The sequence below is a fragment of the Bacillus sp. LQ16 genome (assembly GCF_057784645.1).
Genome location: NZ_CM173491.1, coordinates 4219234 through 4245719, shown reverse-complemented (window position 1 = coordinate 4245719; position 26486 = coordinate 4219234). Strand labels below are relative to the sequence as shown.

Genomic DNA, 26486 nt, shown 5'->3' with positions numbered 1-26486 from the left:
CGGTAAACTTTTCACTTGAAACAATTGGAAAGTTTACCGCCCGTTAGAACGGGATAAGTATCTAGTATATTTGAAAATCTTACACCCCCCTCAATTGTAGTTTTCTTTATGCTAGTTATGATATGGATGCAGTGGACAATATTTGTCTACTGCTTTTTTTAGTTATTAAGAATGAATATTCTGTATTTTATTGTTGGTTCATTTATCCCGCTATTTTCCAGGCAGTAAGACTCCCGCCTAAAAATTCGGCTAAAGCAAAGAAGTTAGACGGGAGATACACTGCCCGTAAACGCCTGGTTGGTGAAGGCTAATAATCAGTGGGGATGAACAAAATTTCCCACTGATTAAAGTTTCACTTTATAATAAATAGTAACATTTCGTATACACACAAAACGTGATCGTGAAATGAAGAAAAAATTAGTGGAAAGGAGTTCCAGCATGTTTCATACAGAACGTTTACAAATTCGCAAATATACAATGGATGATTTACAGTTCTACGCTTCACTGTGGGGGAACGAGAAGGTAATGCGTTATATTGGAAATGGGACGTTAAAAACATATATGCAGTGTAAAAAAAGTCTGGAGGAATGGGTGATTCCTAGCTATAAAAACGGTCTCGGTTTATTTGTATTGATTGAAAAGGAAACGGGAACAAGAATTGGTCATGCAGGGCTGGTAAAGCAGAAGATAGATGGAAAAGAGGAAATTGAAATTGGTTATTGGTTACTTCCTCAGTATTGGGGAAAAGGGTATGCAAAAGAAGCGGCGGCAGCATTTCGTGACTATGGTTTCCAAGCATTACGAATGAATAAATTAATTTCTCTTATTAATCCGAATCATCCCGCCTCAATATTTGTTGCTAGAAAAACCGGGCTCAGCTATGAGAAAACAACGTCATTTCATGGAATCGATGTTCTAGTTTATTCTATTAAGCGTGTTGGATGAAAAAATTACTTTTTTAAAGGTAAATTGCATTTTTTGAAGAATGGTATATGAAAATAAAGGGAGGGGTTACATGTACATTTATCATAATGGACTTATTATTCGTGAGGGAACGAGTAGCGTACCAGCATATGCAATTAAAGCTTTGTTTGAAGATGCTGGTTGGAGTAATGATAATATCCCTTCTTGGCAAATTGAAAAATTTACGATAGCATTCGAAAATTCAACATGGGCTTTCACAATTTGGGATGAGGAAGAGATGGTTGCGATGGTTAGAGTCATTTCTGATGGAATTATGATTGCGAACATAGTAAATTTAGTTGTGAAGTGTGAATATAGAGGGAAGGGATTAGGTAAGAAGCTTGTAGCTCTTTGCCTGCAAAAACTTCCCCACGGTGATTGGTTTGCGCATACATCAGCGAACAATTTTGATTTTTATAGAAGTTGTGGATTTGAAGTTAGAGAGCTATCGAGAAATGGAACATGTGCGTATTATGGATACCAAGTCGCGAAAAGAGATGGTCACCGATAAATGAATGGAAAGTAAAAAAGTATAGCGAGGTAATTTTGAGACTTTTGATAATAGAGAATGGATTGAGGCTCGTTTTATGATAAAATAAAAGAAAATTCTGTTTATTATTAGGGGGATAAAAATGAGTGTAAAAGCTGGGGATGTATTTAAATATGAAAGAAGATTTACTGAGGAAGAAGTTTTTGAATTTGCAAATATTACCGGTGATAAAGGTAGACACCATGTGGAATACGATGAAAATGGAAGATTAATGGTTCATGGTTTATTGACTGCTAGCATTGGGACGAAAGTGGGAGAAGAGTTACATTACATAGCAAGAGAATTAGTAAGTGAGTTTATTAGACCAGTTTTCACAGGAGATACGATCACTTGTGAACTAACTTTAACAAATGTTGAGCAAATGGAAGGCTATAAAAAAGTTTCAATCGAGTCAGTTTATCGCAATCAGCATGAAAAGACTGTACTAGTTGGGACAAGTTATGGAATTATAAGGGGATAAAAAAGAAGCCTGTTTAACAGGCTTCTTTTTTTTATTATTTAATAAACACGTTTTCGATTTTCCGCATAACTAGAGATGAGTAATAATGCAGTTTCTTCTCCTATATTACGAACAATATGAGGAACGCATGCATTCCATGAGAAAGAATCACCTTCTTCTACAATTGCAATATCTTCACCGTGCTGAACTTCTAGTTTTCCGCGTAATACAAGGTGACATTCTTCCCCTTCATGGGCATTTGGTGAGTTTTCTTTCGGGAATCCAGTAGGGATTTCTACTAAAGATAGGCGAAGGCCCCCTTGCTCCGCAACATGTTCAATTCTTTGCTCATCTTTGCCGTATACACTGTATTTCCGTTCTTCTTTTTTGACAATTTTTAATCGATCTTTTTGCTCTAACAATAAATAGGGAAGGGGAACGTTTAAAAAATTGGAGATCGTTTCTAAAGTTGAGATAGATGGTGATGTTTTATTATTTTCAACCTGACTCATAAATCCTTTAGAAAGACCTGTTCCCTCGCAAATTTGTGCAATTGTTATGCCTCTACGTTGACGAATTTCACGTATTGCAGAACCAATATTCATAAAATCAAGCTCCTTTTTGTAAACAACTATTTGTATCATAGCAAAAAAAATATATTTTTTCCCAGTGAAAATGAATTGACGAATAAAAAAAATTAGTGTATGTTTTGTAATGTAAATAAAAGTTTTGTATAAGAAAACTATAAAGGAGAGAATGAAATGAATCAACATATTGGTAACTTAATTATTCGTATCGTGTTAGGGGTAACATTCTTCATGCACGGTTTAACAAAATTCCAATCAGGAATTGACAATATTGCAGGATGGTTTACAAGTATTGGTTTACCAGGAGGACTTGCATACGGTGTAGCAACGTTTGAATTAGTTGGAGGTCTATTATTAATTCTAGGTTTAGGTGTAAGATATATTGGATTATTATTTGCACTTGTTATGGTTGGAGCAATCGTAAAAGTGAAATGGTCAGCTGGTTTATTGGGAGATGGAAAAAATCCTGGTTTCGAATTAGAACTTGCATTATTAGCAATGGGTGCATACTTATTTGTTGCAAAAGCTGATGGTTTTGTAGATAATTTCTTAAAAGAAAAAATGTCAAAAAAGAACTAATTTAAATGGGGGGGCTAACAAGATGAGTTTTCAACTTCATCCCGATACAACACTTGATGTTGTTCATTTATACGTATCTAATGTAAAGAAATCACTAGAGTTTTATACGGAAGTACTAAGTATGAAGGTGCTAAGAGAAGAAGAAGCAGTCGTTACATTTGGGAATGAAAATGATGAACCACTTCTTATCATTGAAGAAAAGAAAGAAGCTTTTCCGAAGCAAAGAGGAAGAACAGGGTTATATCATTATGCAATTTTATTACCAAGTAGACAGGATTTAGCGAATGTTCTTCGTCATCTTGTAGAGATGGTATATCCACTACATGGCGGAGCCGATCATTACTTTAGTGAAGCTCTTTATTTAGCTGATCCAGATGGAAACGGGATTGAAATTTATCATGATCGACAAAAAGAAGTTTGGCGTGATGAGAATGGAGAACTCCCATTTGTTAGTAACCCGTTAGCTGGTGAAGAATTATTACAGCAAGGAAGTACATGGAATGGCTTTCCAGATGGTACTGTGATGGGGCATATTCATTTTCATGTAGCTGATTTAGAGGAAGCGAAACGTTTCTATGTTGATGGTCTTGGTTTTGAAGTAACGATTCCAGCTCGTAATGGAGCATTGTTCGTATCTGCAGGTGGTTATCATCATCATATCGGTTTAAATACATGGCAAGGTGAAGGGGTACCACCGCAAATGCCAGGTTCTGTTGGTTTGAAATATTTCACAGTTGTACTAGCGAATGAAAAACAAAAAGAGCAAGTATGTGAAAGCTTAAAAAATATTGGCAAGATTGCTACGTACAAAGATGGAATATTACAAGTCGAGGATCCATTTGGACATTGTATCCATTTCAAAATAAAAGGAGAAGCCTAAAAAGGCTTCTCCTTTTATTTTCTTATAATTGCTTTTTCGTTTTGTAAAAATAGTTCATCAAATTGTTTTGCAAGCTCAAAATCTAGTTTCGTTAAACCTTTTGCATTCCAAGATGACAAAGTAATAATAACTGCTTTATACTGGATAAGGATAAATGGATGGTGATTATGTTCTTCTGATAGTTTGGCGGCTTCAGAGACAAATTCGACTCCTTTTAAGTAGTCGGAAAACATATATTTTCGTTCAATCCATTTCTCATCTTTTACCATCCATTTATCTACCTTCAATAATTCTTCGTGAACTTGTTCTTCAGTTAATCTTAGCATCATTTTTCACATCCTTTACTGGAAGTAACGCAAGACCATTGTTAATAAGGCGTGTTACAGCTTCGTCAGTTGTGAAAGTAGAAAGTTGATGTAGTAATGCTGCCGATGTTTCATGCCCTTTGTTATGCTCTAAAAGTAACTCTAATACTTCAAGGCGCAGCAACCATTCTTTCGCATAAAATTTATTTAATACTTCTTGAATTGCTACTAATTGATCGATATGCGCGTCGTGTAGAATCCCCTCACTTCGAATATCTCGAACTGTTTGATACATACGTTCAAGTTCATTCAGTACAAGTGGAGCAGGAATTTCGTGAACTTCTTCATCCATTGGGAAAAATGCTGCGGCATCTGCGGCACCTGGGAATACTGAAGTGATTTGTGAGCCAACAGCCATATCAAATGCGCCCCATGAAGCATCAAATAAAACGCGGGCGTTATAAGTAACTGTGCAATCGATAAAGGAAATAAGAGCAATTTTCTTATCGTTTTTTACAATATCTGTTACTGTTCCTTTTACATGAATACCACTTGCAAAAGTAAACTCAGCGATAGTTCCAATTGTAATTCCTAATGATTGTAGTTGTTCGTCTGTACAATTTTCTAATGCAATATTTTCAGTGAGTAATCCAATCGGTGTTCCAAATCCGTCACTGTGTACAGAAGTAGAATGATTTGCTAACTGTTTATTATGAAGCGCTAATGCCGTTGGCGAATTTGTTCGCATGTAAATTAATTCACCTGCATCGTTTTTAATTGTCTCGCTAAATGTACCTGTAATTTGTAATCCACTATTTAGCTCAGCTGTTGCATAGTTCTCAGAGCGAATTGCTTTTTCTAAACCTTCTTTTCCACCTGTTTTAAAGGCCATTGTTTTAGAAAATGTTTCAAGCGCATCTGTTAATTCTTCAAAGGATTCACAAACAAATAGTTGTGGTTGCATTTTTGTTACGTCATAAGTTGTCCCTATACATGCTTCGATAGAAAATGGAACCTTTTCTACAGCGTCTGTTAAGCAATGTTTGCTTTCGCCAACAGAAGAAAGGAGACCAGCACCATATATCTTTGGATCATCTATATTTCCGATCAATCCATATTCTACTGTCCACCAGAAAAGACGTGAAATTTGTTCAGCTTCTGATAAACCAGAAACTAAGTTTTGTTTTTCAATTACAGCATTTTCAGCAGCCTTAACTTCATCAGGAGTAGAAGTAGGGCTTTCTTTCACTATCGTTAATGTACGAACAGCTTCAAATGCATCATGTTCTTCTTTTGTAGAGAAAGCTTTTGCACCAATTTGCCCAAAACGTTTCACATATTTTGCATATGTAGGATCAAGTAAAATCGGTGCGTGTCCTGCGGCTTCGTGTACGATATCTGGAGCTGGTGTGTACTCGATATTTTCTACTTTCCGAATATCTGTTGCGATCGGTAGTAATCCGTGTCCTTGAAAATCGAAGAATGCTACGCCGGGAATAAGTCCGTCAATCGTTACAGCGCCCCAGCCACTTGGTGCCAAACACTCATTCATTTCTTCTACTTTTGGAATTGCATCTATATTAATACCAGATGATTGTAGTCCGTTCACATAGGCTGGATGAGCAACGTCTTTTAAGAAGCTATGATTTTGTCTCATAATGTAACGCCACACAGCGTGATTCACCGGTGTGTATTGATCATAATGTTGTGTGGATACGAATGGTTTTAAATGCGATGGAATTTCTGTTTTCTTTGTCATTTAGACATCCTCCTTTTTTTCTATAAAATTGAATATCGATTTCGTATAGCTTGTATCACCTCCCTTCATTATTTGTAAGCGCTTATAAAATTTTATCATAAGATTCGGAATTATTTAACATCTGTTTCTGTGAGAAATAGAAAAAGCCCCTATCGGAAAATCCGATAGGGGCGAAAGAATCGCGGTACCACCCTATTTGTAAGTGAAAATATACTTACATCTCAATTAATGATAACGGAAAAATTCCGTCTTTTCCTTCATGCATAAAAGCACTACGAAAAAGAAGCTCCAGAATTGTAATTCATACTTATATATGTGCTAATTTCCACCGACCATTAGCTCTCTGTAACAGGGATATAAGATACTACTGCGATTCTTTCAACGCGTATATATGAAATTGTGTAAGAGGATGGACGCAAAAAAGTCCCTATCGGAAAATCCGATAGGGACGATAAAAATCGCGGTACCACCCTATTTGTAAACAACTAATTGTTTACCACTCACTTTACGATAACGGAAAGATCCGTCTTTCTCTTCATGCATAAAAAGCATTACGGGAAAGAAGCTCCAGAATTGTAATTCACGCTTGTATATGTACTGATTCGCACCAACCATCAGTTCTCTGAGACAGTGATATAAGTCGCTACTAGTATTCCTTCAAAGCCGATATATAATTCGTTCAACTAAACTATGTTTTGTATTATAAAACTATATTAAAAAAATTGTCAACAAAAATTTTTTATCCCGTGTTAATGAGCAGTAAAATTCCTACCTCAAAATTCGGTTGGAGCAAAGAAGTGAGATGGGAGATTAACTGCCCGTAACTCCCGATTGGTGAAGGGTAATAATCAGTGGGGATGAACGAAATCTCTACTGATTAAAGTTTCACTTTATTTCACTTCTAAATTAACAGTTAAATTAGAGGTATTGCCAGCTGCATCAGTTGCTACAATGTGAATAGTATTTTTTCCTTCTTGTAATTGAGTACGATCGAAATAAATGTCATAGCTTTTCTCCCAAGGGTTCAGGAATGCCTGGTCCCATACACCATTTCCGTTAATTTCATATTGCATTCTCACTGGAATACCAGGTGCTATCCAACCAGATTCTGACATCCAATCTAGTAGAATATCATCAACTTTTCCTCTAATTACGAGATTTTCTTGGTCAACTTCGTATGTTAACTTAGGTGCAGTTCGATCAAGAAATACAGCAGCTGTTTGTTTTGTTTCTCCGCCAGAATTAGAAGCAACTGCTTCGATTTGATATAGCCCGTCAGCTAAAGGAGTTCCATCGGTTTTTGTACCATTCCATTTGAAAGGTTTGTATCCAGGAGTTGCATTTTTAGCTTGATGGATAATCCCTTGATACGTTACACGTTCTTTCGTAACTAAATTTGCATGCAATGTTACATCATCCACAGGCGCAACTAAATAGTAGTTGATGAGATTATCATCTAGTACTTGGTCGCCATTTGGGCTAAAAGTAGAATTAATAATTTCAAGTCCATCGATACGTTTATAATCTTTAGGATCGATACTAAATGTGAATGGAATTCGAATTTCTTCTTTTGCCCCTTGTTCTTTTACATATACATTTCCAGTATACACACCTTGTGGTAGTGAGCTATCTACAGTGATAGTAAATGGTTTTTCGGTACTACTATTCGGTTGAATGCTAATCGATGAAGGGACAGAAGCTTTTACTTTTGTGTTTGCATCTAGTAACTCCACACGAGTTGAAAAACTTTTCTTTTTACTAGAAAGGTTTTGTAATGTAACATTTTGCGTCAGTTTTACTTTTCCGCTATTTGGCTTAATAAGACCAAAGCTGACATTGTTAGGTTTTACTAATACATTTGTTTGAGCTGCTTTCGGAATGTTAATTAAACCTGATCCTTGTGCCATAACAGGGTATGTATTTTCATTGACATCATGTAATGTTTTTGCATTGTTAGCAAGAGCCGCTTTCAATTGTTCTGTCGTCCAATCAGGATGCATTTGACGCAAGAGGGCAACCGCTCCAGCTACTTGCGGAGCAGCCATACTTGTTCCGTTATGCGATTCATAGCCGCCTCGCGGTACTGTACTAGTAATTTGTACTCCAGGTGCAACAACATCAGGCTTTATTAGCCAACTTCCTTGTGATGGTCCTCTTGAACTAAAGTTACCGATAAGTTCTGTTTGCTTTGGTTGTCCAATTTTTATATTTTTCTTTCGTTTTGTAATTAAAGTTTTTAATTCTTCCCCATTTGTATTTGATAATTGCATTACTGGGACAGCTAGATGTTCACGTGAAAAATATTCCGGCATCATATTAATTTCTTTTTCGCTAGAGATTAATAACACACCAAGTGCCCCAGCTTGCTTCGCTTGTTCTGCTTTTACTAATGTACTAGAAGTACCTTGTAAAATAAGTGCGAATTTCCCTTTCACATCTTGTTTTGCATAATCACTTGGATTGCCATAACCAACGTATACAAGAGGGGAATCATTTCCTATTGGAAAATCGGATTTTGATAACGGTAACCCTTGATATGTTTTGCTGGAACCAGCTACTTGGAATGTTGGAAACGGGATAGAAACCGTAGATGCTCCAACAGAAATGACACTACTTGCGTTACCGGGAGCATCAACAGACCAAGGTTTTGGTCCGTCATTTCCATTTGAAACGACAGTAGTAACACCAAGTTTCGCTGCTCGTTCTAACGTTAATGTTACAGGCTGATCAGGTACATTTAAATCCTGCCCAAGGGAGAGGTTTAACACATCCGCACCATCTTGAATCGCTCGCTCAATCCCTTGGATAATATCATCTGTTGTACCAGTTCCACCGTCATTCATTACACGATAGGCTAGAATAGAAGCGTTTGGAGCAACGCCTTTAATTTTTCCATTACCCGCAATAATTCCAGCTACATGAGTACCATGTACGTTACCATCCATTGGATCGCTATCTTCATCAACCGTGTCATATCCACCGATATAATTTGCCTTTAAGTCAGGGTGTGTATAGTCTACGCCAGAGTCGATAATGGCTACTTTCATGCCTTTTCCATCAAGCGGTTTGCCAGATGGATCTTTTAAATTCCACGCTTCAGGTGCACCAATTGTCGGTCCACCGATATTTGGTGCTTCTTCGTTAGTAGTACTTTTTGATGTTTCATGCAATTTATATGTTAAGTTCGGATAGACTGCTTTTACTTCAGGTAAAGAGGCAAGAGAGGTAATTTGATCTCCAGGAACTGAAATAGAGAATCCGGAAAATAACGTATTATACACTTCTTTAATTTTTGCACCAGGTGCTTTTTCTTTTATTTTCTTAGTCGTATCTTCTTGTGCTTTTTTTAGCTCAGCATGATAAGACTGCGCATTACTATTTTGTAAATCTGGAGCATGCTGAATATTACTTTGAGCAGCGAGAGGTGCATGTTGCAATTCTACAATTACTGATATTTCTTTTGTTGTTTTCGTTTCAACATTTTGAGCAATTTTATGTTCTCCCCACTGTTCAATCGTTGTTTTTAATTGTGGACTAAATTGCTTCTCCTTTTGTAGTGATTCAGCATGAGCGCTTAAAGCTCCAAAACTAGAAAAGACAAGCGCCATGCTTAATAGTGTAGATGTAGTTTTTTTCATTGATACTCCCCCTAATAAAAAGTGCCAATATTCAGAAATGTAATCTTACATTTTAGTTAGAACTTATAAATATAAATGTTGGCTAAACTATACTTTCGACATAATTCATACCAATCCTCTATGAATTGAAAATTTCTTGGGGAATTTTTTCTGATTATGTCGAATCGATATTTTTCACATATTGTAGGAAGAAAGTGAGGAATGCTATGAGGGAAATGGAGTGATGGTATGAAAAGGCTAATAGTAAGTGGTAGTGTAGTGTTGTTTATGTTTTTATGTTCTATCGCTATTACTAGCGCAGAAAATAATAGTGTGAAAGTTGCTTTTATTCGTCATCATAACCTTTGGATTAAAGTTGATGGGAAAGAAAAACAACTTACAAAAGGAGAGAACATAACAGGGCCAAAGTGGTCACATGATGGAGAATGGCTGGCATATGTAAAAGGGGAGAAACAAAATATTCTTGAGTTATATCGGCTGAAAGATGAAAAGAAAGTTACGCCGTTTCACTCAGAAGCATCGAATTATCAATGGTCACCAACAGAAAATATAATTGCATTTATATTTACAGGTACATTGAATACATTTGATGTAGAAAAAAAGAATGCAGATTTTGAAAATGTATCGGCTGGTGTGGGTGATTATGCATGGTATCCTGATGGAAAGAACTTTCTTGTATCCTCTGAAGCGCACTTACTTCCAACAGGATGGACAGGGGCTCAGCTATATGAAGTGCAAAAAGATGCACATATGAATCCTCACAAAATGAAGCATTTGTATGCATTGCCAAATGAACATGATGATTTTCTAGCGTTAGTAGCAAGTGGCTTTAAGTGGTCACCAGATCAAAAGTGGATTTCATTTTTAGCGGTACCGACAGCTTCATGGTCAGCTGATAGTAATACGCTTTGCTTAGTTCGAGCAGATGGTAGTCGGTTTGAAATAGTAGATCAAATGCTATTAAATACAGAATGGTTCAAATGGGCGCCATCAAAAAACATATTGGCTTATATTGAAGGAAGCGGGAGAGTTGCATTAGAGAATAAACATTTAAAAATAAAAGAACTGCCAGCACTCCAGCAGCAAACATTTACGCCGAAAGGATATGTGGATTGGGATTTTACATGGAAGAACAATAATGTAATTATCGTTTCACGAGCAAAAGAGGGAGGGTTTGAAACTCTGCCAGAAAAAAGGCCATTCCCATCTTTATATGAGATAAATAGCACAAGCGATAAACAATATCAAATTACAAAGTCATCTAATAAGCAAGGCGATTATCATCCAATTTTCATGAAGAAGAGCAATCAATTAATATGGATACGTTCAGATCGTAAGAAAGCTGATATATGGATAGCTCATAGTGATGGAAAACATGAAAAGAAGTGGATTGAAAATGTAGATGTACCAGAGTGGTATTATGAGAAATGGAATTGGGAAAATGTTATCTCGGTGAAAGAAGAATAAAAAACTGCCTAAAAGATTGTTTTAGGCAGTTTTTTACTGTTATTTATGTGTTTTATTTGGCTTTTTTTTCGCTGGGTTTCCGTTCCCTTGGCGCTTTCTATTTCGTTCATCTTTTGCTTGTTTTTCATGTAGTGTATCTAAAAATTCATTCGAGTTACTCATGTTTATATCTCTCCTTTCATTTTGTCATGATTACTATAACCATTTAGGAGGATAATCATGAGTTAGAAGTTAGGCACTTAATTTTCTTCGATAATGTAAGTAAAATATTCCATACATAACAAATAGCATGAGTAAAACTTGTAACTCTACATTTGCCTTTAAAATAGCTGCGATAGGGTCTGGTAAGTACGGTGTATCATTTGTGCTTAAACCTAACCATTTATTTAAGAGGCTAATGGTACAAAACATAAAAACACCGGACCAGCTTGCCGTAATTGCTTTTTGTTTAATTTTTGTTTCACGTTCATCATCTGTAATCCAAGGATTAGCAGTTTTATCACTACTAAAGAAGCCGTTTATATATCCCCATACAATCATTCCAATAAAGACAATTATCCATTTCATATATGTAATTCTCCTTTCGGTGTAAAAAGTATTTTACATGTAATATTGTAATATTTTACAAACTTTCGTGTCAAACCTTTTTTACATATCGGTTTTTATACAGCAGGAATAAAGAATGCAATAGGGAAGAAATATGTGTGAGGATTTTATAGTAAGAGGAGACTGAATATGAAAATCGTTTTTGTTCGGCATGGTGAAGGTGAACATACAACGGATTTACCAGAAAGTTTACAAGTGTTTGAACCACCATTGACGAGAGTAGGAAAGGCTCAAGCTAAATTACTTCAACGTGATGTATCATTACAAGAAGCGGATATATTAATTGTTAGTCCTACACTTAGAACTTTACAAACGGCGACAATATGGAGTGCGAAAGTAGCTTGTCAAAAAATAGTCCATCCATATGTATCTCCGCGTATTTTTCCTTATCGAGAAGGAGCGAAAACATTACCGTGCGATTATATAGTAGATCAGGGAATGATAACAAAGTTATTTCCGCATTTTTCGATAGAGAAAAGCTCAAATAATCAGTTATGGAAGGAAGGTATAAACACTATTTCAGAGAATAGTTTTCAGCAAATAGTAGATGAATTTCTTCTTTGGTGTTATGAACTGGGTGCGGAAAGAATTTGCATTGTATCTCACGATGGAACAATTACAGCATATAGGCAATATTTACAGAAAGTCGTTTTAACTAGATCAGATTTTTTGAAAGAAACAGGTATATATGAAATGGATTTATCCCATAAAAGTCTGATTGATAAGGGCTGATTATAGGATGGAGGTTGTTTGTTGAATATTGCATTAGTAGTTGGTTTTAATTCGGATTTAGAGGCGCAATCAATACGAGCATCTCTTGAGTATTTTGGTGCAAGAGTTGTGACATATTGGATTGGTAGACCGAAAGATTTTGTAGAAGTTCTTTCTGGAAAGAACTTATTTAACGATATTAATTATATTATTTTTTGCTTTCATGGTGAAGAAGGGAAGTTTGTCATGGAAGAGTTAGGCGAAGAAGTATATGAACAAGATGAACCGAGAGGGTATTTTAGTAAAGCAGAAATTTATAAATATGCAAAATTGCATAATACACATATTGTAAATAGCGGGTGCACATTAGGGGAGCAAAAACTTGCAAAATCTTTTTTACATAGTGGTGCAAAATCATATATTGGATCGATTGATTATGTAGATGGAAATGCAGCACTTATGTTTACTATACGCTTATTTTATGGGGTTATTAACCATGGGAAAACGTTAGAAGAAGCGTTTCAAGAAGCGAGTTTAATTGATGAGGAGACACATACATTTCGATTCTATAATTAGTATGAAACACGTTTATTCTATATTCGAATAAACGTGTTTCACATTTAACTCACAATTTTTTTACATTTTTTTTAATGAAAATGATTATCACCTGTGGTATGATATGTTCAAGTTTTTACAGGTAATAAAAGTTACTATATAAACGTTAGTTTTTAATGTTTCATACACATGTCATGAATTATTCATAATTAACGTTTGAAAAATAAGTAACTAATGTTATTATATTAACTGTAACTAACTTAATTACAACTTTAGGAGGAAGATATGGTTATTCAATTTTTAAGAGAAAACAAAGCAGTTTCTTTTGTATTAGCAGTAATTCGAGTATATCTTGGTTACACATGGTTAATGGCTGGAATCGGTAAACTACAAGGAAAAGGATTCGATGCAACAGGTTATTTGCAAGGCGCAATTGAAAAATCTAAAGGTGCACAACCGGCTGTTCAATCTTGGTGGGCATCATTCTTACAAGAATTTGCAATTCCAAATGTAGATTTGTTTAATACGCTTGTAACATGGGGAGAAATTTTAGTCGGAATTGGTTTAATTGTAGGCTGTTTAACAAAAACAGCGGTCTTTTTTGGTCTTGTAATGAACTTTTCCTATATGTTTAGTGGGTCAATTGGTGTGAACCCTGAGATGGTTATCTTATCTATGTTTGTTCTTGTTGCCGGTATGAACGCTGGGAAATTTGGAATGGATGGCTTTGTTATCCCGAAAGTATTAGGATCAAAAACTCAAAAACGCCAAAAGCAAGCTGCTTAATATATGAAAACGGGTATCTCAAAATGAGATACCCGTTTATGTTATTTTTCAACTTTGATCGGATTGTTCTTAAAGAAGTCTTGTACATACCCGACAAATTCTTGTGGTTCTTGGCGAAATGGTGCATGATAACCTTTTTCAATAATATGTAAAGTGCTATTTTTTAAGAATTGATGATACGTTTCTCCTTCTTTCCAAGAAACGCTACTATCATTTCTGCCCCATATAATTAAAGTCGGCTGTTTCATTTCATTCGCATTAATTTTAAGCCGTCTAGGCCATAGTTTCATTTTGTTATAATGCTCTTCATCGTTACGTTTGAATTTCACTTTGCTCTCATCATAATCAGTAATAGAAGAAACGGCATTTAAATCAGTCGGCAATTGTGGTTTTGGTGAGCCTTGTTTAGTAACGAATGTATGAGGACCACCTGTAGCATCAGTTAAAATAAGGTGAGTAACTGCTTCAGGATATAAATATGTTAAATTTAGAGAAATTTCTCCCCCCATGGAATGCCCCAGTATTGCGAATGAATCATACCCTAGTTTTTTCATTAATTTATAATACAAATTTGCATGAGTTGGAAAAGAATAATAAAAATCCATTGGCTTAGATGAGCGCCCGAATCCTAAAGCATCTACAGAAATAATTGTATGATCTTTTGCTAAATCGGAGTAAATCTTTTGAAAACCATCTGATGACCCTCCAAAGCCATGAATCATAAGTAAAGGTGGTTTTTCATTACCAATCTTTTTAAAGTAAATGGTTTGACCATCTATTTCTACCATTTTTTCCTCGGTAGCTAGTTTAGCTGTAATTGTATTTTTCACTTGCTTTACTTGTTCTACTGGCTTTTCTGCTGCACTACATCCTACTAATAGTGTAAGAGTAAGACAACCTACCATAAAATAGCTAAATCGCTTCAATTAGGTGTCTCCTTTCTAACATAACGCTGTATCTATCATAGCAAATAGCATATTACGATTTCCAGGAAGTTGGCTACCATTTTTTATCATAAGAGGTGAAAGGAGCGTTTCTTGGAAATTTTCTGTTTGAAGAAATTTACGAAATATAAATTGTGAGTGTGGGACATCAATTCGTACTATACCATTCCAACATTCACATATCTTTTTTAATAATTGAATAGCATCTTCTTCTTGCTTGGCGATAAGTGGATGGATACATAATATATTGCCCTTTTGTATGCATAATGAAAAAGCTTCTATACGGTTATTTCTTTCAATTTTAAAAGCGTGTATGGCCCTTGGTAATAGCAAAGAGTAAAGTAGAGAACGATTCACACCAGTTGCAATTTGATCAAGAGAAGTAAGAGATATAAGGTCTTCTTCTCGTACTTGTTTTAAGTGAGAAGGATACGTCTTAGTAGTTTGCTTTTCAAAACGATGAATTGTTGTTGCTGTTTGAAATCCACATGATGTGTATAGAGGTTCGCCAGCTTTTGTCGCAATAAGTGCAATTGGTTGTTTTGGATGAATTTGTTCCAAGCAATGATTTAGCAACATGCGCCCTATTCCTCGTCCTTGAAAATTAGGGTGAACGATTAACATACCAATGGAAGTGAAGTTACTTGTAAAAGGAAATACTCCTCCAGTCGCAATGAGTTTGTTTTCATGAATATAACCTACAAGTGTGCCGATAGAAAGATACATTTCGAATTGCTTTTTCATAAAAATTTCATCGTGTAACCATCCAACAGATTTGCAAAGATTAAGTAATTCAAAAATAAAAGACTCATTTAGCTTTACTATTTTCATAAAGGCTCACCGCATTTCTATTTAATTTCATAAAAATAGAGTCAAAATGTAAAAAAAGAGATTTACGTTAAATGAAATCCAACCTGTTTATATTTAAATTGTAAAGGGCAGGATGGCTGATACGAAGAGACAAAGTTATACAAATTATAACTTATATTTACATAAGTTAACAAAAAATTTACATACAGCTAATTTTCTCTTAATAGTCTTCCATTAAATTTGATAGTGGGAAATGAATAACCTAATTAGGGGGACAAGACAGTGAAAAAGTTTGTGAAAAAAGCATGGCCATTTGCAGTTGTGGCATCATTAGCAGTTACTTCGGTAGCAACATGGAATTTTACTCGTTCTAGTGAGGTTAATGCAGATGAGAACGGAAGCAATGCAAAGATTAAAAATGTTATCGTATTAATTGGGGATGGTATGGGCCCTTCATATATGACGGCTCACCGTTATATGAAAGATAATCCAAAAACCTTTGAAATGGAATCTACAGAATTTGATAAGCATCTTGTAGGAACACAAAAAACATACCCAGAAGATGAGCATGAAAATATTACAGACTCTGCATCAGCAGCAACAGCTATGTCAGCAGGGATTAAAACATATAATGCTGCAATTGCAGTTGATAATGATAAAGCGGAAGTGAAAACGGTTCTTGAGCAAGCGAAAGAAAAAGGGAAATCAACGGGACTTGTTGCAACTTCTGAAATTACACATGCAACACCAGCTGCTTTCGGTGCGCATGACATTAGCCGTAAAAATATGGACGCAATTGCAAATGATTATTTTGATGAGAAAATTAAAGGGAAGCATAAAGTAGATGTTATGCTTGGCGGCGGCGTAAAGAACTTTGTTAGAAAAGATCGTAATCTTACAGAAGAGTTTAAGAAATCTGGTTATAGCTATGTAACGGATCGAGATCAATTGTTAAATGATAAAAATGATCAAATTCTTGGTTTATTTGCACCAGGTGGATTAGATAAAATGATTGACCGTAATGATAAAACACCTTCATTAGAAGAAATGACTAATGCAGCAATTGAGCGTTTGAACAAAAATAAAAATGGTTTCTTCTTAATGGTGGAAGGAAGTCAAATCGACTGGGCTGGACATGATAATGATATCGTTGGTGCAATGAGTGAAATGGAAGACTTCGAAAAAGCTTTCAAAGCAGCGATTGAGTTTGCGAAAAAAGATAAAAATACGTTAGTTGTTGCAACGGCAGACCACGCTACAGGTGGATTATCTTTAGGGGCCAATGGCGAGTATAACTTTAAAGTAGATCCAATTAAAGCTGCAAAACGCACACCAGACTTTATGGCAAATGAGATTGCAAAAGGTGCAAATGTAGAAGAAACATTGAAAAAGTATATTGATTTACAATTAACTCCAGAAGAAATTCAAGCTGTAAATGATATAGCTCCGTCAAAAGATGTAACAAAGATTGATAATGCAATTGAAGATATTTTCAATAAGCGCTCGGTTACAGGCTGGACAACTGGTGGACATACAGGGGAAGATGTGAACGTGTATGCATTTGGTCCAGGTAAATACTTATTCTCAGGCGTTCAAGAGAATACAAATATAGCGAAACGTGTCTTTGATATCGTTGGCGGTGGCGATCCGAATAAAGGAAGACGTTAATTAAGAGCGAAAGTGAGGCGAAATGCCTCACTTTTCTTTTTAGGAGTTGGGAATATGGAAAAAATATTTAGGAAATTAAGATTCCTTCTAGTATTTGTAGTATTACTAGTTGGATGTCAACAAGAAGAGAATAACGTAGAACAAAAATCTACTACTAAAAAAACTGAGGAAAAGGTACAAATAACAAAAGAAGAAGAGAAATCTATTCAAGATGTTATTACTACATTTGTGCGAACGACGAATGAAAAAAATCTTGCAGAACATATGGAGTTATTTTCAAAGAAGATGCCTAGTGCTGAAGACTTAAAAACACAAAAAGAAGCCGCATTTCAAAAGGGAAATAAGAAGATTGAATTGGAACATATAGATATGAAAGCTAGTAAAGTAGGGTATGTTATTGTTGAAACGAAAGAAAAGGAAGTAGACGATAGTGTCACTCTTCAAAAGAAAGTACAGTACGCTCTTGGAAAAGAAGATGAGAAATGGAAGATTGAAGAGGTTCGCACGATAGAGAAAAAATAACGTGAAACTTTAATAAGTGTGGGAGTCGCACTTTCCAAAAATGGTATAAAAAAAGGTTCTCATTGGCGAGAACCTTTTTTTTATAGTGGTAGCATAATTTGATTTGAGCATGCCTCAATATCATCAATATCTTGACGAATTGTGGCCATTTTATTATCAAGATCTTCAGCTTTCATTGCTGCATCATGTAGTTCATCTTTTAAATACTCCGGTATTTTCCCTTCATATTTATAATAAAGTTTGTGTTCTAAACTTGCCCAAAAGTCCATTGCCAGTGTACGTAACTGAATTTCTGCAAATACATCTTTTGTACCAGAATTCAGTGATAAAGGATATTTAATAATCATGTGTAAACTTTTATAACCGTTTCCCTTTGGATTAGCGATATAATCTTTTACCTCTATGATTTCCATATCTTCACGCTTTTGAATGACTTCTTTTAAATGATAAATATCTTCTACGAAGCAACATGTAATACGAATACCAATAATATCTTGTAAATGCGTTTGAGCATTTTCAACTGTCGGTAATAAATTTTTACGTTCCAGCTTTTTAATAATACTTTCAGGTTGTTTTAGTCTTGTTTTTATATGTTCAAACGGGTTGTAATCCTCTAAAAATTGAGCTTCCCGGTTCATAATTTCAAATTTAGTTTTTAACTCTTCTAAAGCAAATGTATATGGTAATACAAAAGCTTTCCAGTAGTTAACTGTTGATTGATTATATTCCATTTTATATACACACCTTTTCCTATTTACAAGTGAGGTTGTTATTATACTAAATACCAAATCATATAAGCACAAGCGGCAAATGATGAGATCATAAAGCGATATTTAGTTTTCATACTTTCAACTCCTTTCGAGTAAGATTCTATATAAATAAACGTGATTGTTAATAAGTTCACTATGTACAATTTCTATAGTAATAGATTCGTGTGAATTTCGTATGAACTAATTGTTTCAGCTTTTTGTCTTTTTTGCTGTTAATCATAATTATTATTCGGATTTAAAGTGTTTTTATTTGATTTATCCATTTGTATAAATTAATGTATATTTAAATTTATAGTTATTAAGGAGGATATACGGTGAACTTTGAAGAATTAGCAATTGCTAGACGTTCTGCAATGAAATTTATACAAGGTATAGAAATCCCTGATGAGGATTTTAAAAAAATATTTGAGTTAACTAAGCTTTCTCCATCTTGCTATAATTTGCAGCACACACATTATGTTGTAATTCGTGATCAAGAGCGAAAAGAAAGATTAAAAGAATTAGCGTTCGGTCAATATAAAGTATCGAGTGCATCAGCGGTAGTGCTCGTTTGTGGTGATAAAAGAGCATACCAAAATGTTGAAAATATTTACTTCGGTATGAAAGTTTTAAAAATGATTGATGAATGCGAATATGAAGATACCATTAGGCAAACGAAAGGTTTATATGAAGGAAAAGGAGAGCGTTTCATGGAGGATGAAGCGATTAGAAATGCTTCGTTAAGTGCGATGACTTTTATGTACGCAGCTAAATATTATGGATATGATACATGTCCAATGATTGGTTTCGATGAAAAAGCAGTACAAAGTGAATTAAATATGCCAGAGCATGTAATACCTGTTTTAATGATTACGATAGGGAAAAGTGATACGACTAAAGTTCGTCCAAGAGGATATCGAAAGCCAATTAGTGAGTTTGTTACATACGAATCGTTTTAATAAAATTTATTTAACTATAAAAACAAGGGGATTCTAAATAGAATCTTCTTGTTTTTGCAATTGACAAATAGAATGAAGTTTTATAATATATAAATCGTAATCATTACGTTTTAGTTTGCGATCTTTGAAAGAAAGGAGAATTACCTATGCGTGTAAATATTACATTAGCTTGTACGGAGTGCGGTGATCGTAATTATATTTCTAAAAAAAATAAACGAAACAATCCAGAACGCATCGAACTAAAAAAATATTGTCCACGATTAAAGCGAGTAACGTTACATCGTGAGACGAAGTAGAAGACTAGAGATATCTCTAGTCTTTTTTTGTTAATAATTTTTGGTTTTCTTTGCTATAATTACCTTAAATTGTAACGAAGGAGAGGGTATGGTGAATCAAAAAGATAAAGAAAGAAAAGAGCACGTAGCTCATATTATTGAAATTCCAGATGAATATAGGCTTGTTGTAGATGATCAAGAAGGGGTTGATGACCCGTATCATCTATTATGGTGGGGACATAAAGATGATGAGGAGAAACAGATACAAATTCAATTAAATAGACATACTGGTAATTTAATTGAATTTAGGATAGATGATGGAAATTCTTTTTCGAGTGATAAGGGAGCGATAGAGGAGAATAAAGCAAGAGAGGTTGCAAATACATTCTTAAAAAAATATACAAAAGAAGAATATGAATTCTATACATATGTAACGGTTAAGGACGACAGGCGCGGTTGGAAAGAAGTAAATTATATGCAAGAAGTGAATAGCTATCCATTGCCGAATACTGGGTGTGTTGTGCAAGTGCACCCTTCAGGTAATGTTGTGCATTTTCATTACAATGGACAAAAAGCCATAGAGAAAAAACCGTTATGGCCAAGTGAAATTGTTGGGGAGAATATCGTTTTAGAAAATTTGAAAGCTAGACAAGATATGAGACTTGTATTTGTAGATTTAACATACTCTTCATGTGAGTATGAAAACGGGGAAGAAGTAAAAGGGTACCATCTTGTATATGAACCAGAGCCTAGTCATGCGTTTATTGATGCAAGTACAGGTAAAGATTTATATGGGCTAGAACACTATAAATTACCTTCTACAGTACTTGTTGATAAACCGCTAAAGAGTAGTCAAAAAAAAGATGTGTTTGATTTATTTGATTGGGACAAGGGGAAGTTTGTCAAAATAGATGAAAAAGTAGATGAGGATGAAGTCCGGATAAAATTTGTATTAAAAGAAGAATTACAAAAAGAAATAGAAGAGAAGGATTCATATTCAATGGATGAGTTTTATAAAAAACATTTTCCGATGTTGAAACATGATGAATTCGTTGTAATTACTCTAGATAAAGAAACAAATCAATTGCTTTCTTTTTTTATGTGGAAGGATGAGAAAAAAAGGAAAACAATCTTATCAAGAGAGCAATGTTTAAGCAAGGCACTTCAATTTTTAGAGCATATTATCCCAGATGCGACAAAGTATGTTCAACTTTGGGATAATTATGAGGAGGAAGAGGGGATAGAGAGGTTTTCCTTTTCAATCTATGTAAATGACATTCATGTAGAGCGGAAATATATTATGATCAACATCAATGCAGAAAATGGTGCTGTGATGCACTACTCTGGAGAGTCTGGCAACTTTATAAAAGAATTACTTACATATGAAACAACACCAAAAGTAACAAAAGAAAAAGCGTTAGAAATATACAGAGAGGCTATCCGAGTTAAATTAGAATGGTTTGTGGATCATGATGCAGAGGAAACGAAATACAAACTACTGTACAAACAAACGACAGATGAAAAACATAAAGAACCTTTTGATTGTAGTCGGGAAATTCGTTATATTGATGCCCAAACTGGGAGAAAGATTTGGAGTAAGTAAAATAAAAAGAGTTATTTTTCAAAGAAAATAACTCTTTTTATTTTTATAATTTGTCTGTTCGTTTTTCAAAATTAAATGTGATAGGAAGATTGGAAGAAGAATTATCACTTTTAAATGTTACTTTCCATTCTTTAGTATGGGCTTTAATTTCAAAATTAAGAAGATTCATCGCTCTACGTTTATCTATTTCTAAAAACATATTATGAATTTCTGGTTCTTGCTGTAAATTAAGAGCCTTTAGTGTGACTGTTAATGTGAAAAAATTTTGCCCTTCATATACTATTTTTGATATTTTTGTTTTTTGTGTATTTAACAGTATATAAAAACGGTCTGATGGAGTTAATTGTACAGAGTCATCAGTAATTTCATTCTCGCTATTATAAAGTTCAACTAAGAAAGATGTACTATGGGAAGAATGTTTTTTGCTTGTAATCTGTAATTCAGTAGGAATCATCGGTATTTCATAAAAATCATTCCTTATTATGTTATTGTAATCCTCTGAAAATTTACGGACTTCTTTTGGAAAAGAGTCTTCTTGTGTACTTAAAAAAGTTTTATGTTGCTTTGGAGTTTTTTTACTAAAATTTAATGTTCCTTTAAAGTAATAATTGGATCCAGTTAAAAATAAAAAACTACAAATTAATAAAAAAATTCGATACGGATTTTGAAAGTTAAAGAACAGTAGTATACATGTAATAAATCCAATTACATAGAAAATAAAGATAAGTAGTTCTAGTTTTGAGTGAAAGGAGAAACCATAATTATGAAAAAATTTCATTCCAATTATAATTTGAGCTCCAAAAAACAAAGAAATTCCAAATTGAAAAAATAATAAATCAGGCCCTCTCTTAATAACAAAAGTAATGAACGAAATGAAAAGTAAAAATACCCCTAAATAAATTGTTACATTTAATAATCGATCTAATGTAAGCATGAATAGTTTCCCCTTTAATAGCATATTCATATATAAATAACAATTTTATATAATTATAATATAACAATAAAATATTTTAAATGTTGGAAGTGTTGAGTTTTATAAATAAACTGTACAGACACAAACAACCTCAAGCCCACATACACATAATAAAGACCACTATTTTGGCGGAGGTGAAAGGTTTGAGTCTATTCGCCGCAATTGGATATATGGTTCGAGAAGTGTTTGTCTTTGTTTCTTATGTGAAAAATAATGCGTTTCCGCAGCCGTTATCATCAGATGATGAGAGAAAGTACTTAGAGTTAATGGAGCAAGGTGATGCTCAAGCGAGAAATCTTTTAATTGAACATAATTTACGGCTTGTAGCTCATATCGTTAAAAAATTTGAGAACACAGGAGAAGATGCAGAAGATTTAATTTCAATTGGTACAATCGGACTCATTAAAGCGATCGAGAGCTATTCTGCAGGAAAGGGAACGAAGCTTGCGACGTATGCAGCACGCTGTATTGAAAATGAAATTTTGATGCATTTACGTGTACTAAAGAAAACGAAAAAAGATGTTTCACTTCATGATCCGATCGGGCAAGATAAAGAGGGCAATGAAATATCGCTTATTGATATATTAAAATCAGAGTCTGAAGATGTAATTGATATGATTCAGCTTAGTATGGAGTTAGAAAAAATTAAAGAGTATATCGATATTTTAGACGAAAGAGAAAAAGAAGTGATTGTGAAACGTTTTGGACTTGGGCTAGATAAGGAGAAAACACAGCGGGAAATAGCTAAGGCGCTTGGCATTTCTAGAAGTTACGTATCACGGATCGAAAAGCGTGCTTTAATGAAAATGTTCCACGAGTTTGTAAGGGCAGAGAAAGAGAAAAAAGCGAAAGAGTAAAGTGTATTAGAAGCAGCCATATTTTAAAATGGGCTGCTTTTCTTATTGTAAATAAGAAAAGAAAACGCGTTATGCTAAGAAGAAATACATGTTCACTGTTGAAAATGATGGATTCTATCTGTAATATTAGAAGGTGCTAAATAATTTAAGAATAATACCATACTTAGTTTTCTGTATGTATAATAAGGCTGCTTTATATGATATGTGGGAATAAGAACCAATTTTACGTATGATATAGAAAGAAAATAAGGGAAAACTAAAGTTATAGACTGATTAGGGGGTTTCGCAATTTGCGACGTACATTATATCGACTTATGATAGAACTTACAAATGGTCGCTTTACTTCTTATATATTACGTAAATTTGCACAATCTCGTTTGAGCTCTATCATTATTCCATCGTATGCGAAAGTTTTTCAAATTAATCAAGATGAGATGGAAAAGGGTTTGAAGGAATATAGAACATTGCATGAATTATTTACGCGTAAGCTAAAAGAAGGAAAGCGTAGTATTGATACAGATGCATCGAGTATCGTTAGTCCTGTTGATGGTGTTTTTGCAGATCATGGTCCTATTGAGGATACAAAAACATTTGATATTAAAGGAAAGCGCTATTCAATTGTGGATATGCTAGGTAATGAAGAACGTGCAACGCGATATGCAGGCGGTACATATATGGTAATTTATTTGAGTCCAAGTCACTATCATCGCATTCATAGTCCGCTTTCTGGTTCTGTGACTGAAAGATTTGTACTCGGTAGAAAATCGTATCCGGTAAATGCAGCTGGTATGGAATACGGGAAAGAACCGCTGTCAAAAAATTATCGTTCTGTTACAGAAGTAAGCAGTGATGGCGAACATATGGCTCTTGTAAAAGTAGGGGCCATGTTTGTTAATAGTATTGAGCTTTTGCATGAGAGAGACACTGTTCAAAAAGGTGAAGAAATGGCATACTTTACATTTGGTTCAACAGTTGTGTTATTGTTTGAAAAAGATATGATAGAAGTATTGCAGGAATTAAAGAGTGGACAAGAGCTGCGTCTTGGTGAAAAAATAGCTACTCGATTAGCTCATAAATAAAGAAAAGCTTTTATAACCGTAAGTAAGAGTTATGGGCAAAGATACTTAATGATGAAATCCCCTAGATGGGAGTACTTGTTTATTCGAGAGCCATCGTAGGATGGCTCTTTTTACAGGGCATTCAATAATGTATCCTGTAACTGTTTGATTGGTACGGGCTGATTAAACTTTCACTTTATATGTAATCAAGAAGATTTGACAAGCTTGTCCTCTAATGAGCGTCTAATGATTTCTTGTTTTATAAGTAAAATGAAGTCGGGATTTAATTTTAGTTCTTTTGCTTTATAATAAGACTCAGTGAGTAACTCAGTGGATAACTGTTCCATATGTTTTGTTTTCAAGGTGAGTCACCTCCTAATAATATAAGGATTGATTCGTTGATGCATTTAATGTACCAAAAAAGTATGACAGTCACAAACGAGTGGTTATCCACATACCTAGGTGGATAAAGTGTGTATAGTTTGTTAGTAAATTCCAAATTAACTGAAAGATTAATGTGGAAAATGTGTACAATTTTATCCACAGGTTATATATCGAAAAATGTTGTCGAAAAATTTTATGAAAAATCCTCAAAGAGGTGAAAGAAATTGAAGCTATTTTTACCAAATGAATACGTGAAAAATGTATATCATGTTCAACCAGAAGATTTAAAAAAACGTGGGATTAAAGGTGTTATTACTGATTTAGATAACACTTTAATTGAATGGGATCGTCCAAATGCAACCCCGCAACTTGAAGAATGGTTCTTAAAAATGAAAGAGCAAGGCATCCAAGTAACAGTTGTTTCAAATAATAATGAGCAACGTGTAAAAGATTTTGCTGACCCATTAGGTATTCCATTTATTCATAGTGCACGTAAACCATTTGTTCGAGCGTTTAAGCGTGCGATACAAGAGATGCATCTGCAGGCAGAGGAAGTTGTAGTAATTGGAGATCAGTTACTGACTGATGTGCTTGGTGGAAACCGAGTAGGGCTTCATACAATTTTAGTTGTACCGGTAGCACAAACGGACGGATTAGTGACGCGCTTTAATCGGAAAATTGAACGAAGAATCATGAAAAATATGAAGAAAAAAGGTTTAATTAACTGGGAGGAATAAAGTTTGACTGAAACAATTAAATGTATTGGTTGCGGTGTAGAAATTCAAACAGAAAATAAAAACGAAGTGGGGTATGCTCCTACCTCATCTTTAGAGAAAGAACAAGTCATTTGTCAACGTTGTTTTCGCTTGAAGCATTACAATGAAATTCAAGATGTATCGTTAACAGATGATGACTTCCTACGCATTTTAAATGGAATTGGAAAATCAGATGCATTAGTAGTCAAAATTGTAGATATTTTTGATTTTAATGGTAGCTGGTTACCTGGCTTACATCGTTTCGTAGGAAATAATAAAGTATTACTTGTTGGAAATAAAGCTGATTTAATTCCAAAGTCAGTAAAACATGATAAAGTAAAGCATTGGATGCGCTATAGTGCAAAGCAGCTAGGATTAAAACCAGAAGATGTCTTTTTAATTAGTGCAGCGAAGGGACAAGGAATTGCTGAACTAGCAGATGCTATTGAGTATTATCGCGGCGGCAAAGATGTTTATGTTGTTGGATGTACGAATGTAGGGAAATCGACATTTATTAATCGTATGATTAAAGAATTTAGTGATGAGACTGAAAATGTAATTACAACATCTCATTTCCCAGGAACAACACTGGATTTAATTGATATTCCATTAGACGAAGAATCTTCTTTATATGATACGCCAGGTATTATTAACCACCACCAAATGGCTCATTATGTTGGGAAGCAAAGCTTAAAGCTTATTACACCAACAAAAGAAATTAAGCCGATGGTATTCCAATTAAATGAAGAACAAACGTTATTCTTTAGTGGATTGGCACGTTTTGATTATGTAAGTGGTGGTCGTCGTGCGTTTACTTGTCACTTCTCGAATCGTTTAACAATCCATCGTACAAAGCTTGAGAAAGCAGATGAATTATATAAAAATCATGCTGGAGATTTACTAAGCCCGCCAACACCAGAAGAATTAGCAAATATGCCTGAGTTAGTGAAATACGAATTTAATATTCGTGAACCAAAGACGGATGTTGTATTCTCTGGATTAGGATGGGTTACTGTGAACGAACCAGGCGCGAAAATTGTTGCACACGTACCAAAAGGAGTAAGTGTTTCACTACGTAAATCTTTAATTTAATATGGAGAGGGA

The 26486-nt window shown here is 34.5% G+C and carries 29 protein-coding genes and 2 other annotated features; of the genes, 18 read left to right on the top strand and 11 right to left on the bottom strand.

Annotated elements, in window-relative coordinates:
- Positions 1-405: 405 nt before the first annotated feature.
- The 3 genes from AC3EMB_RS21415 to AC3EMB_RS21405 all read left to right on the top strand — a co-directional run bounded on the left by AC3EMB_RS21415 (position 406) and on the right by AC3EMB_RS21405 (position 1973).
- Complete coding sequence (locus AC3EMB_RS21415) at positions 406-945, top strand: GNAT family N-acetyltransferase (protein WP_366988038.1); 540 nt, start codon at positions 406-408, stop codon at positions 943-945.
- Positions 946-1015: 70 nt separating this feature from the next.
- Positions 1016-1474: a GNAT family N-acetyltransferase gene (locus AC3EMB_RS21410; RefSeq protein ID WP_000276127.1), complete on the top strand. Its 459-nt coding sequence runs from the start codon at positions 1016-1018 to the stop codon at positions 1472-1474.
- Between the two features lie 121 nt (positions 1475-1595).
- Entirely contained in the window at positions 1596-1973 is a 378-nt protein-coding gene (locus AC3EMB_RS21405) for a hotdog family protein (protein WP_000111564.1), read from the top strand.
- Positions 1974-2011: 38 nt separating this feature from the next.
- Here AC3EMB_RS21405 and AC3EMB_RS21400 read toward each other — a convergent pair whose 3' ends face one another.
- Positions 2012-2557 carry a helix-turn-helix domain-containing protein gene (locus AC3EMB_RS21400; protein WP_001020693.1) on the bottom strand — a complete coding sequence of 182 codons (546 nt, stop codon included), beginning with the start codon at positions 2555-2557 and terminating at the stop codon, positions 2012-2014.
- A 156-nt stretch (positions 2558-2713) separates the two neighbouring features.
- Between AC3EMB_RS21400 and AC3EMB_RS21395 the strand changes: the two genes are divergently transcribed.
- Together AC3EMB_RS21395 and AC3EMB_RS21390 are read left to right on the top strand one after the other, a co-directional pair.
- On the top strand, positions 2714-3118 hold the full coding sequence (locus AC3EMB_RS21395) for a DoxX family protein (protein WP_001071553.1): 405 nt from the start codon (positions 2714-2716) through the stop codon (positions 3116-3118).
- 22 nt (positions 3119-3140) lie between these two features.
- Complete coding sequence (locus AC3EMB_RS21390; protein WP_488517262.1) at positions 3141-3998, top strand: VOC family protein; 858 nt, start codon at positions 3141-3143, stop codon at positions 3996-3998.
- Positions 3999-4012: 14 nt separating this feature from the next.
- Here AC3EMB_RS21390 and AC3EMB_RS21385 read toward each other — a convergent pair whose 3' ends face one another.
- From AC3EMB_RS21385 to AC3EMB_RS21375, 3 genes are all read right to left on the bottom strand, one after another.
- Positions 4013-4327, bottom strand: coding sequence for a 4a-hydroxytetrahydrobiopterin dehydratase (locus AC3EMB_RS21385; protein ID WP_000979553.1), 315 nt, complete (start codon positions 4325-4327; stop codon positions 4013-4015).
- Positions 4308-6062, bottom strand: coding sequence for an aromatic amino acid hydroxylase (locus AC3EMB_RS21380; RefSeq protein ID WP_095690190.1), 1755 nt, complete (start codon positions 6060-6062; stop codon positions 4308-4310). The genes AC3EMB_RS21385 and AC3EMB_RS21380 overlap by 20 nt, the downstream gene beginning before the upstream one ends.
- 163 nt (positions 6063-6225) lie before the next feature.
- Positions 6226-6453: a binding site (T-box leader), on the bottom strand.
- Between the two features lie 50 nt (positions 6454-6503).
- Positions 6504-6732 (bottom strand) — a binding site (T-box leader).
- A 220-nt stretch (positions 6733-6952) separates the two neighbouring features.
- On the bottom strand, positions 6953-9700 hold the full coding sequence (locus tag AC3EMB_RS21375) for a S8 family peptidase (RefSeq protein ID WP_095690191.1): 2748 nt from the start codon (positions 9698-9700) through the stop codon (positions 6953-6955).
- 228 nt (positions 9701-9928) lie between these two features.
- Here AC3EMB_RS21375 and AC3EMB_RS21370 point away from each other — a divergent pair, with 228 nt between their 5' ends.
- Positions 9929-11167, top strand: coding sequence for a TolB family protein (locus AC3EMB_RS21370; RefSeq protein WP_095690192.1), 1239 nt, complete (start codon positions 9929-9931; stop codon positions 11165-11167).
- A 39-nt stretch (positions 11168-11206) separates the two neighbouring features.
- On the opposite strand, the gene AC3EMB_RS21365 is transcribed toward AC3EMB_RS21370, so the two are convergent.
- Both AC3EMB_RS21365 and AC3EMB_RS21360 read right to left on the bottom strand, forming a co-directional pair.
- A complete protein-coding gene (locus AC3EMB_RS21365) occupies positions 11207-11329 on the bottom strand; it encodes a DUF4023 domain-containing protein (protein WP_016512308.1) in 123 nt (40 codons plus the stop codon).
- A gap of 69 nt (positions 11330-11398) precedes the next feature.
- Complete coding sequence (locus AC3EMB_RS21360) at positions 11399-11734, bottom strand: phosphoglycerate mutase (protein WP_095690193.1); 336 nt, start codon at positions 11732-11734, stop codon at positions 11399-11401.
- A gap of 168 nt (positions 11735-11902) precedes the next feature.
- On the opposite strand from AC3EMB_RS21360, the gene AC3EMB_RS21355 reads away from it, so the two are divergent.
- The 3 genes from AC3EMB_RS21355 (at position 11903) to AC3EMB_RS21345 (ending at position 13825) form a co-directional block, all read left to right on the top strand.
- Positions 11903-12505: a histidine phosphatase family protein gene (locus AC3EMB_RS21355; RefSeq protein WP_095690194.1), complete on the top strand. Its 603-nt coding sequence runs from the start codon at positions 11903-11905 to the stop codon at positions 12503-12505.
- 18 nt (positions 12506-12523) lie between these two features.
- Entirely contained in the window at positions 12524-13060 is a 537-nt protein-coding gene (locus AC3EMB_RS21350) for a delta-aminolevulinic acid dehydratase (RefSeq protein WP_095690195.1), read from the top strand.
- A 264-nt stretch (positions 13061-13324) separates the two neighbouring features.
- Entirely contained in the window at positions 13325-13825 is a 501-nt protein-coding gene (locus AC3EMB_RS21345) for a DoxX family protein (RefSeq protein WP_000236608.1), read from the top strand.
- Between the two features lie 41 nt (positions 13826-13866).
- Here the strand turns inward: AC3EMB_RS21345 and AC3EMB_RS21340 are convergent, their stop codons facing one another.
- The gene (locus AC3EMB_RS21340; protein WP_000819813.1) at positions 13867-14751 is read right to left on the bottom strand and encodes an alpha/beta fold hydrolase; all 885 of its coding nucleotides are present in this window, start codon (positions 14749-14751) and stop codon (positions 13867-13869) included.
- A gap of 15 nt (positions 14752-14766) precedes the next feature.
- Positions 14767-15600 (bottom strand): GNAT family N-acetyltransferase, encoded by an 834-nt coding sequence (locus tag AC3EMB_RS21335; protein WP_095690196.1) that lies wholly within the window; start codon positions 15598-15600, stop codon positions 14767-14769.
- Positions 15601-15861: 261 nt separating this feature from the next.
- Here AC3EMB_RS21335 and AC3EMB_RS21330 point away from each other — a divergent pair, with 261 nt between their 5' ends.
- Both AC3EMB_RS21330 and AC3EMB_RS21325 read left to right on the top strand, forming a co-directional pair.
- Positions 15862-17247, top strand: coding sequence for an alkaline phosphatase (locus tag AC3EMB_RS21330; protein WP_000714908.1), 1386 nt, complete (start codon positions 15862-15864; stop codon positions 17245-17247).
- A gap of 54 nt (positions 17248-17301) precedes the next feature.
- On the top strand, positions 17302-17769 hold the full coding sequence (locus tag AC3EMB_RS21325) for a hypothetical protein (protein WP_071729627.1): 468 nt from the start codon (positions 17302-17304) through the stop codon (positions 17767-17769).
- 80 nt (positions 17770-17849) lie between these two features.
- Here the strand turns inward: AC3EMB_RS21325 and AC3EMB_RS21320 are convergent, their stop codons facing one another.
- The gene (locus AC3EMB_RS21320) at positions 17850-18500 is read right to left on the bottom strand and encodes a GTP pyrophosphokinase (RefSeq protein ID WP_000456213.1); all 651 of its coding nucleotides are present in this window, start codon (positions 18498-18500) and stop codon (positions 17850-17852) included.
- Between the two features lie 353 nt (positions 18501-18853).
- Here AC3EMB_RS21320 and AC3EMB_RS21315 point away from each other — a divergent pair, with 353 nt between their 5' ends.
- The 3 genes from AC3EMB_RS21315 (at position 18854) to AC3EMB_RS21305 (ending at position 21355) form a co-directional block, all read left to right on the top strand.
- The gene (locus AC3EMB_RS21315; RefSeq protein WP_001008498.1) at positions 18854-19477 is read left to right on the top strand and encodes a nitroreductase family protein; all 624 of its coding nucleotides are present in this window, start codon (positions 18854-18856) and stop codon (positions 19475-19477) included.
- 146 nt (positions 19478-19623) lie between these two features.
- Positions 19624-19773, top strand: a complete 150-nt coding sequence (rpmG, locus tag AC3EMB_RS21310; protein ID WP_001265617.1) for a 50S ribosomal protein L33 — start codon at positions 19624-19626, stop codon at positions 19771-19773.
- An 88-nt stretch (positions 19774-19861) separates the two neighbouring features.
- Positions 19862-21355 carry a YcdB/YcdC domain-containing protein gene (locus AC3EMB_RS21305; protein ID WP_095690197.1) on the top strand — a complete coding sequence of 498 codons (1494 nt, stop codon included), beginning with the start codon at positions 19862-19864 and terminating at the stop codon, positions 21353-21355.
- Between the two features lie 43 nt (positions 21356-21398).
- Here AC3EMB_RS21305 and AC3EMB_RS21300 read toward each other — a convergent pair whose 3' ends face one another.
- Positions 21399-22319: a hypothetical protein gene (locus AC3EMB_RS21300; RefSeq protein ID WP_095690198.1), complete on the bottom strand. Its 921-nt coding sequence runs from the start codon at positions 22317-22319 to the stop codon at positions 21399-21401.
- Between the two features lie 152 nt (positions 22320-22471).
- On the opposite strand from AC3EMB_RS21300, the gene sigK reads away from it, so the two are divergent.
- A complete protein-coding gene (gene sigK / locus AC3EMB_RS21295) occupies positions 22472-23185 on the top strand; it encodes an RNA polymerase sporulation sigma factor SigK (protein WP_000051382.1) in 714 nt (237 codons plus the stop codon).
- Positions 23186-23475: 290 nt separating this feature from the next.
- The gene (locus AC3EMB_RS21290) at positions 23476-24264 is read left to right on the top strand and encodes a phosphatidylserine decarboxylase (RefSeq protein ID WP_095690199.1); all 789 of its coding nucleotides are present in this window, start codon (positions 23476-23478) and stop codon (positions 24262-24264) included.
- 185 nt (positions 24265-24449) lie between these two features.
- Here the strand turns inward: AC3EMB_RS21290 and sda are convergent, their stop codons facing one another.
- The gene (gene sda, locus AC3EMB_RS21285; protein ID WP_000850094.1) at positions 24450-24605 is read right to left on the bottom strand and encodes a sporulation histidine kinase inhibitor Sda; all 156 of its coding nucleotides are present in this window, start codon (positions 24603-24605) and stop codon (positions 24450-24452) included.
- A gap of 246 nt (positions 24606-24851) precedes the next feature.
- Between sda and AC3EMB_RS21280 the strand changes: the two genes are divergently transcribed.
- Together AC3EMB_RS21280 and yqeH are read left to right on the top strand one after the other, a co-directional pair.
- A complete protein-coding gene (locus AC3EMB_RS21280) occupies positions 24852-25364 on the top strand; it encodes a YqeG family HAD IIIA-type phosphatase (protein WP_000765307.1) in 513 nt (170 codons plus the stop codon).
- Between the two features lie 3 nt (positions 25365-25367).
- Positions 25368-26474, top strand: coding sequence for a ribosome biogenesis GTPase YqeH (yqeH, locus tag AC3EMB_RS21275; RefSeq protein ID WP_000140807.1), 1107 nt, complete (start codon positions 25368-25370; stop codon positions 26472-26474).
- The last annotated feature ends 12 nt before the right edge of the window (positions 26475-26486 follow it).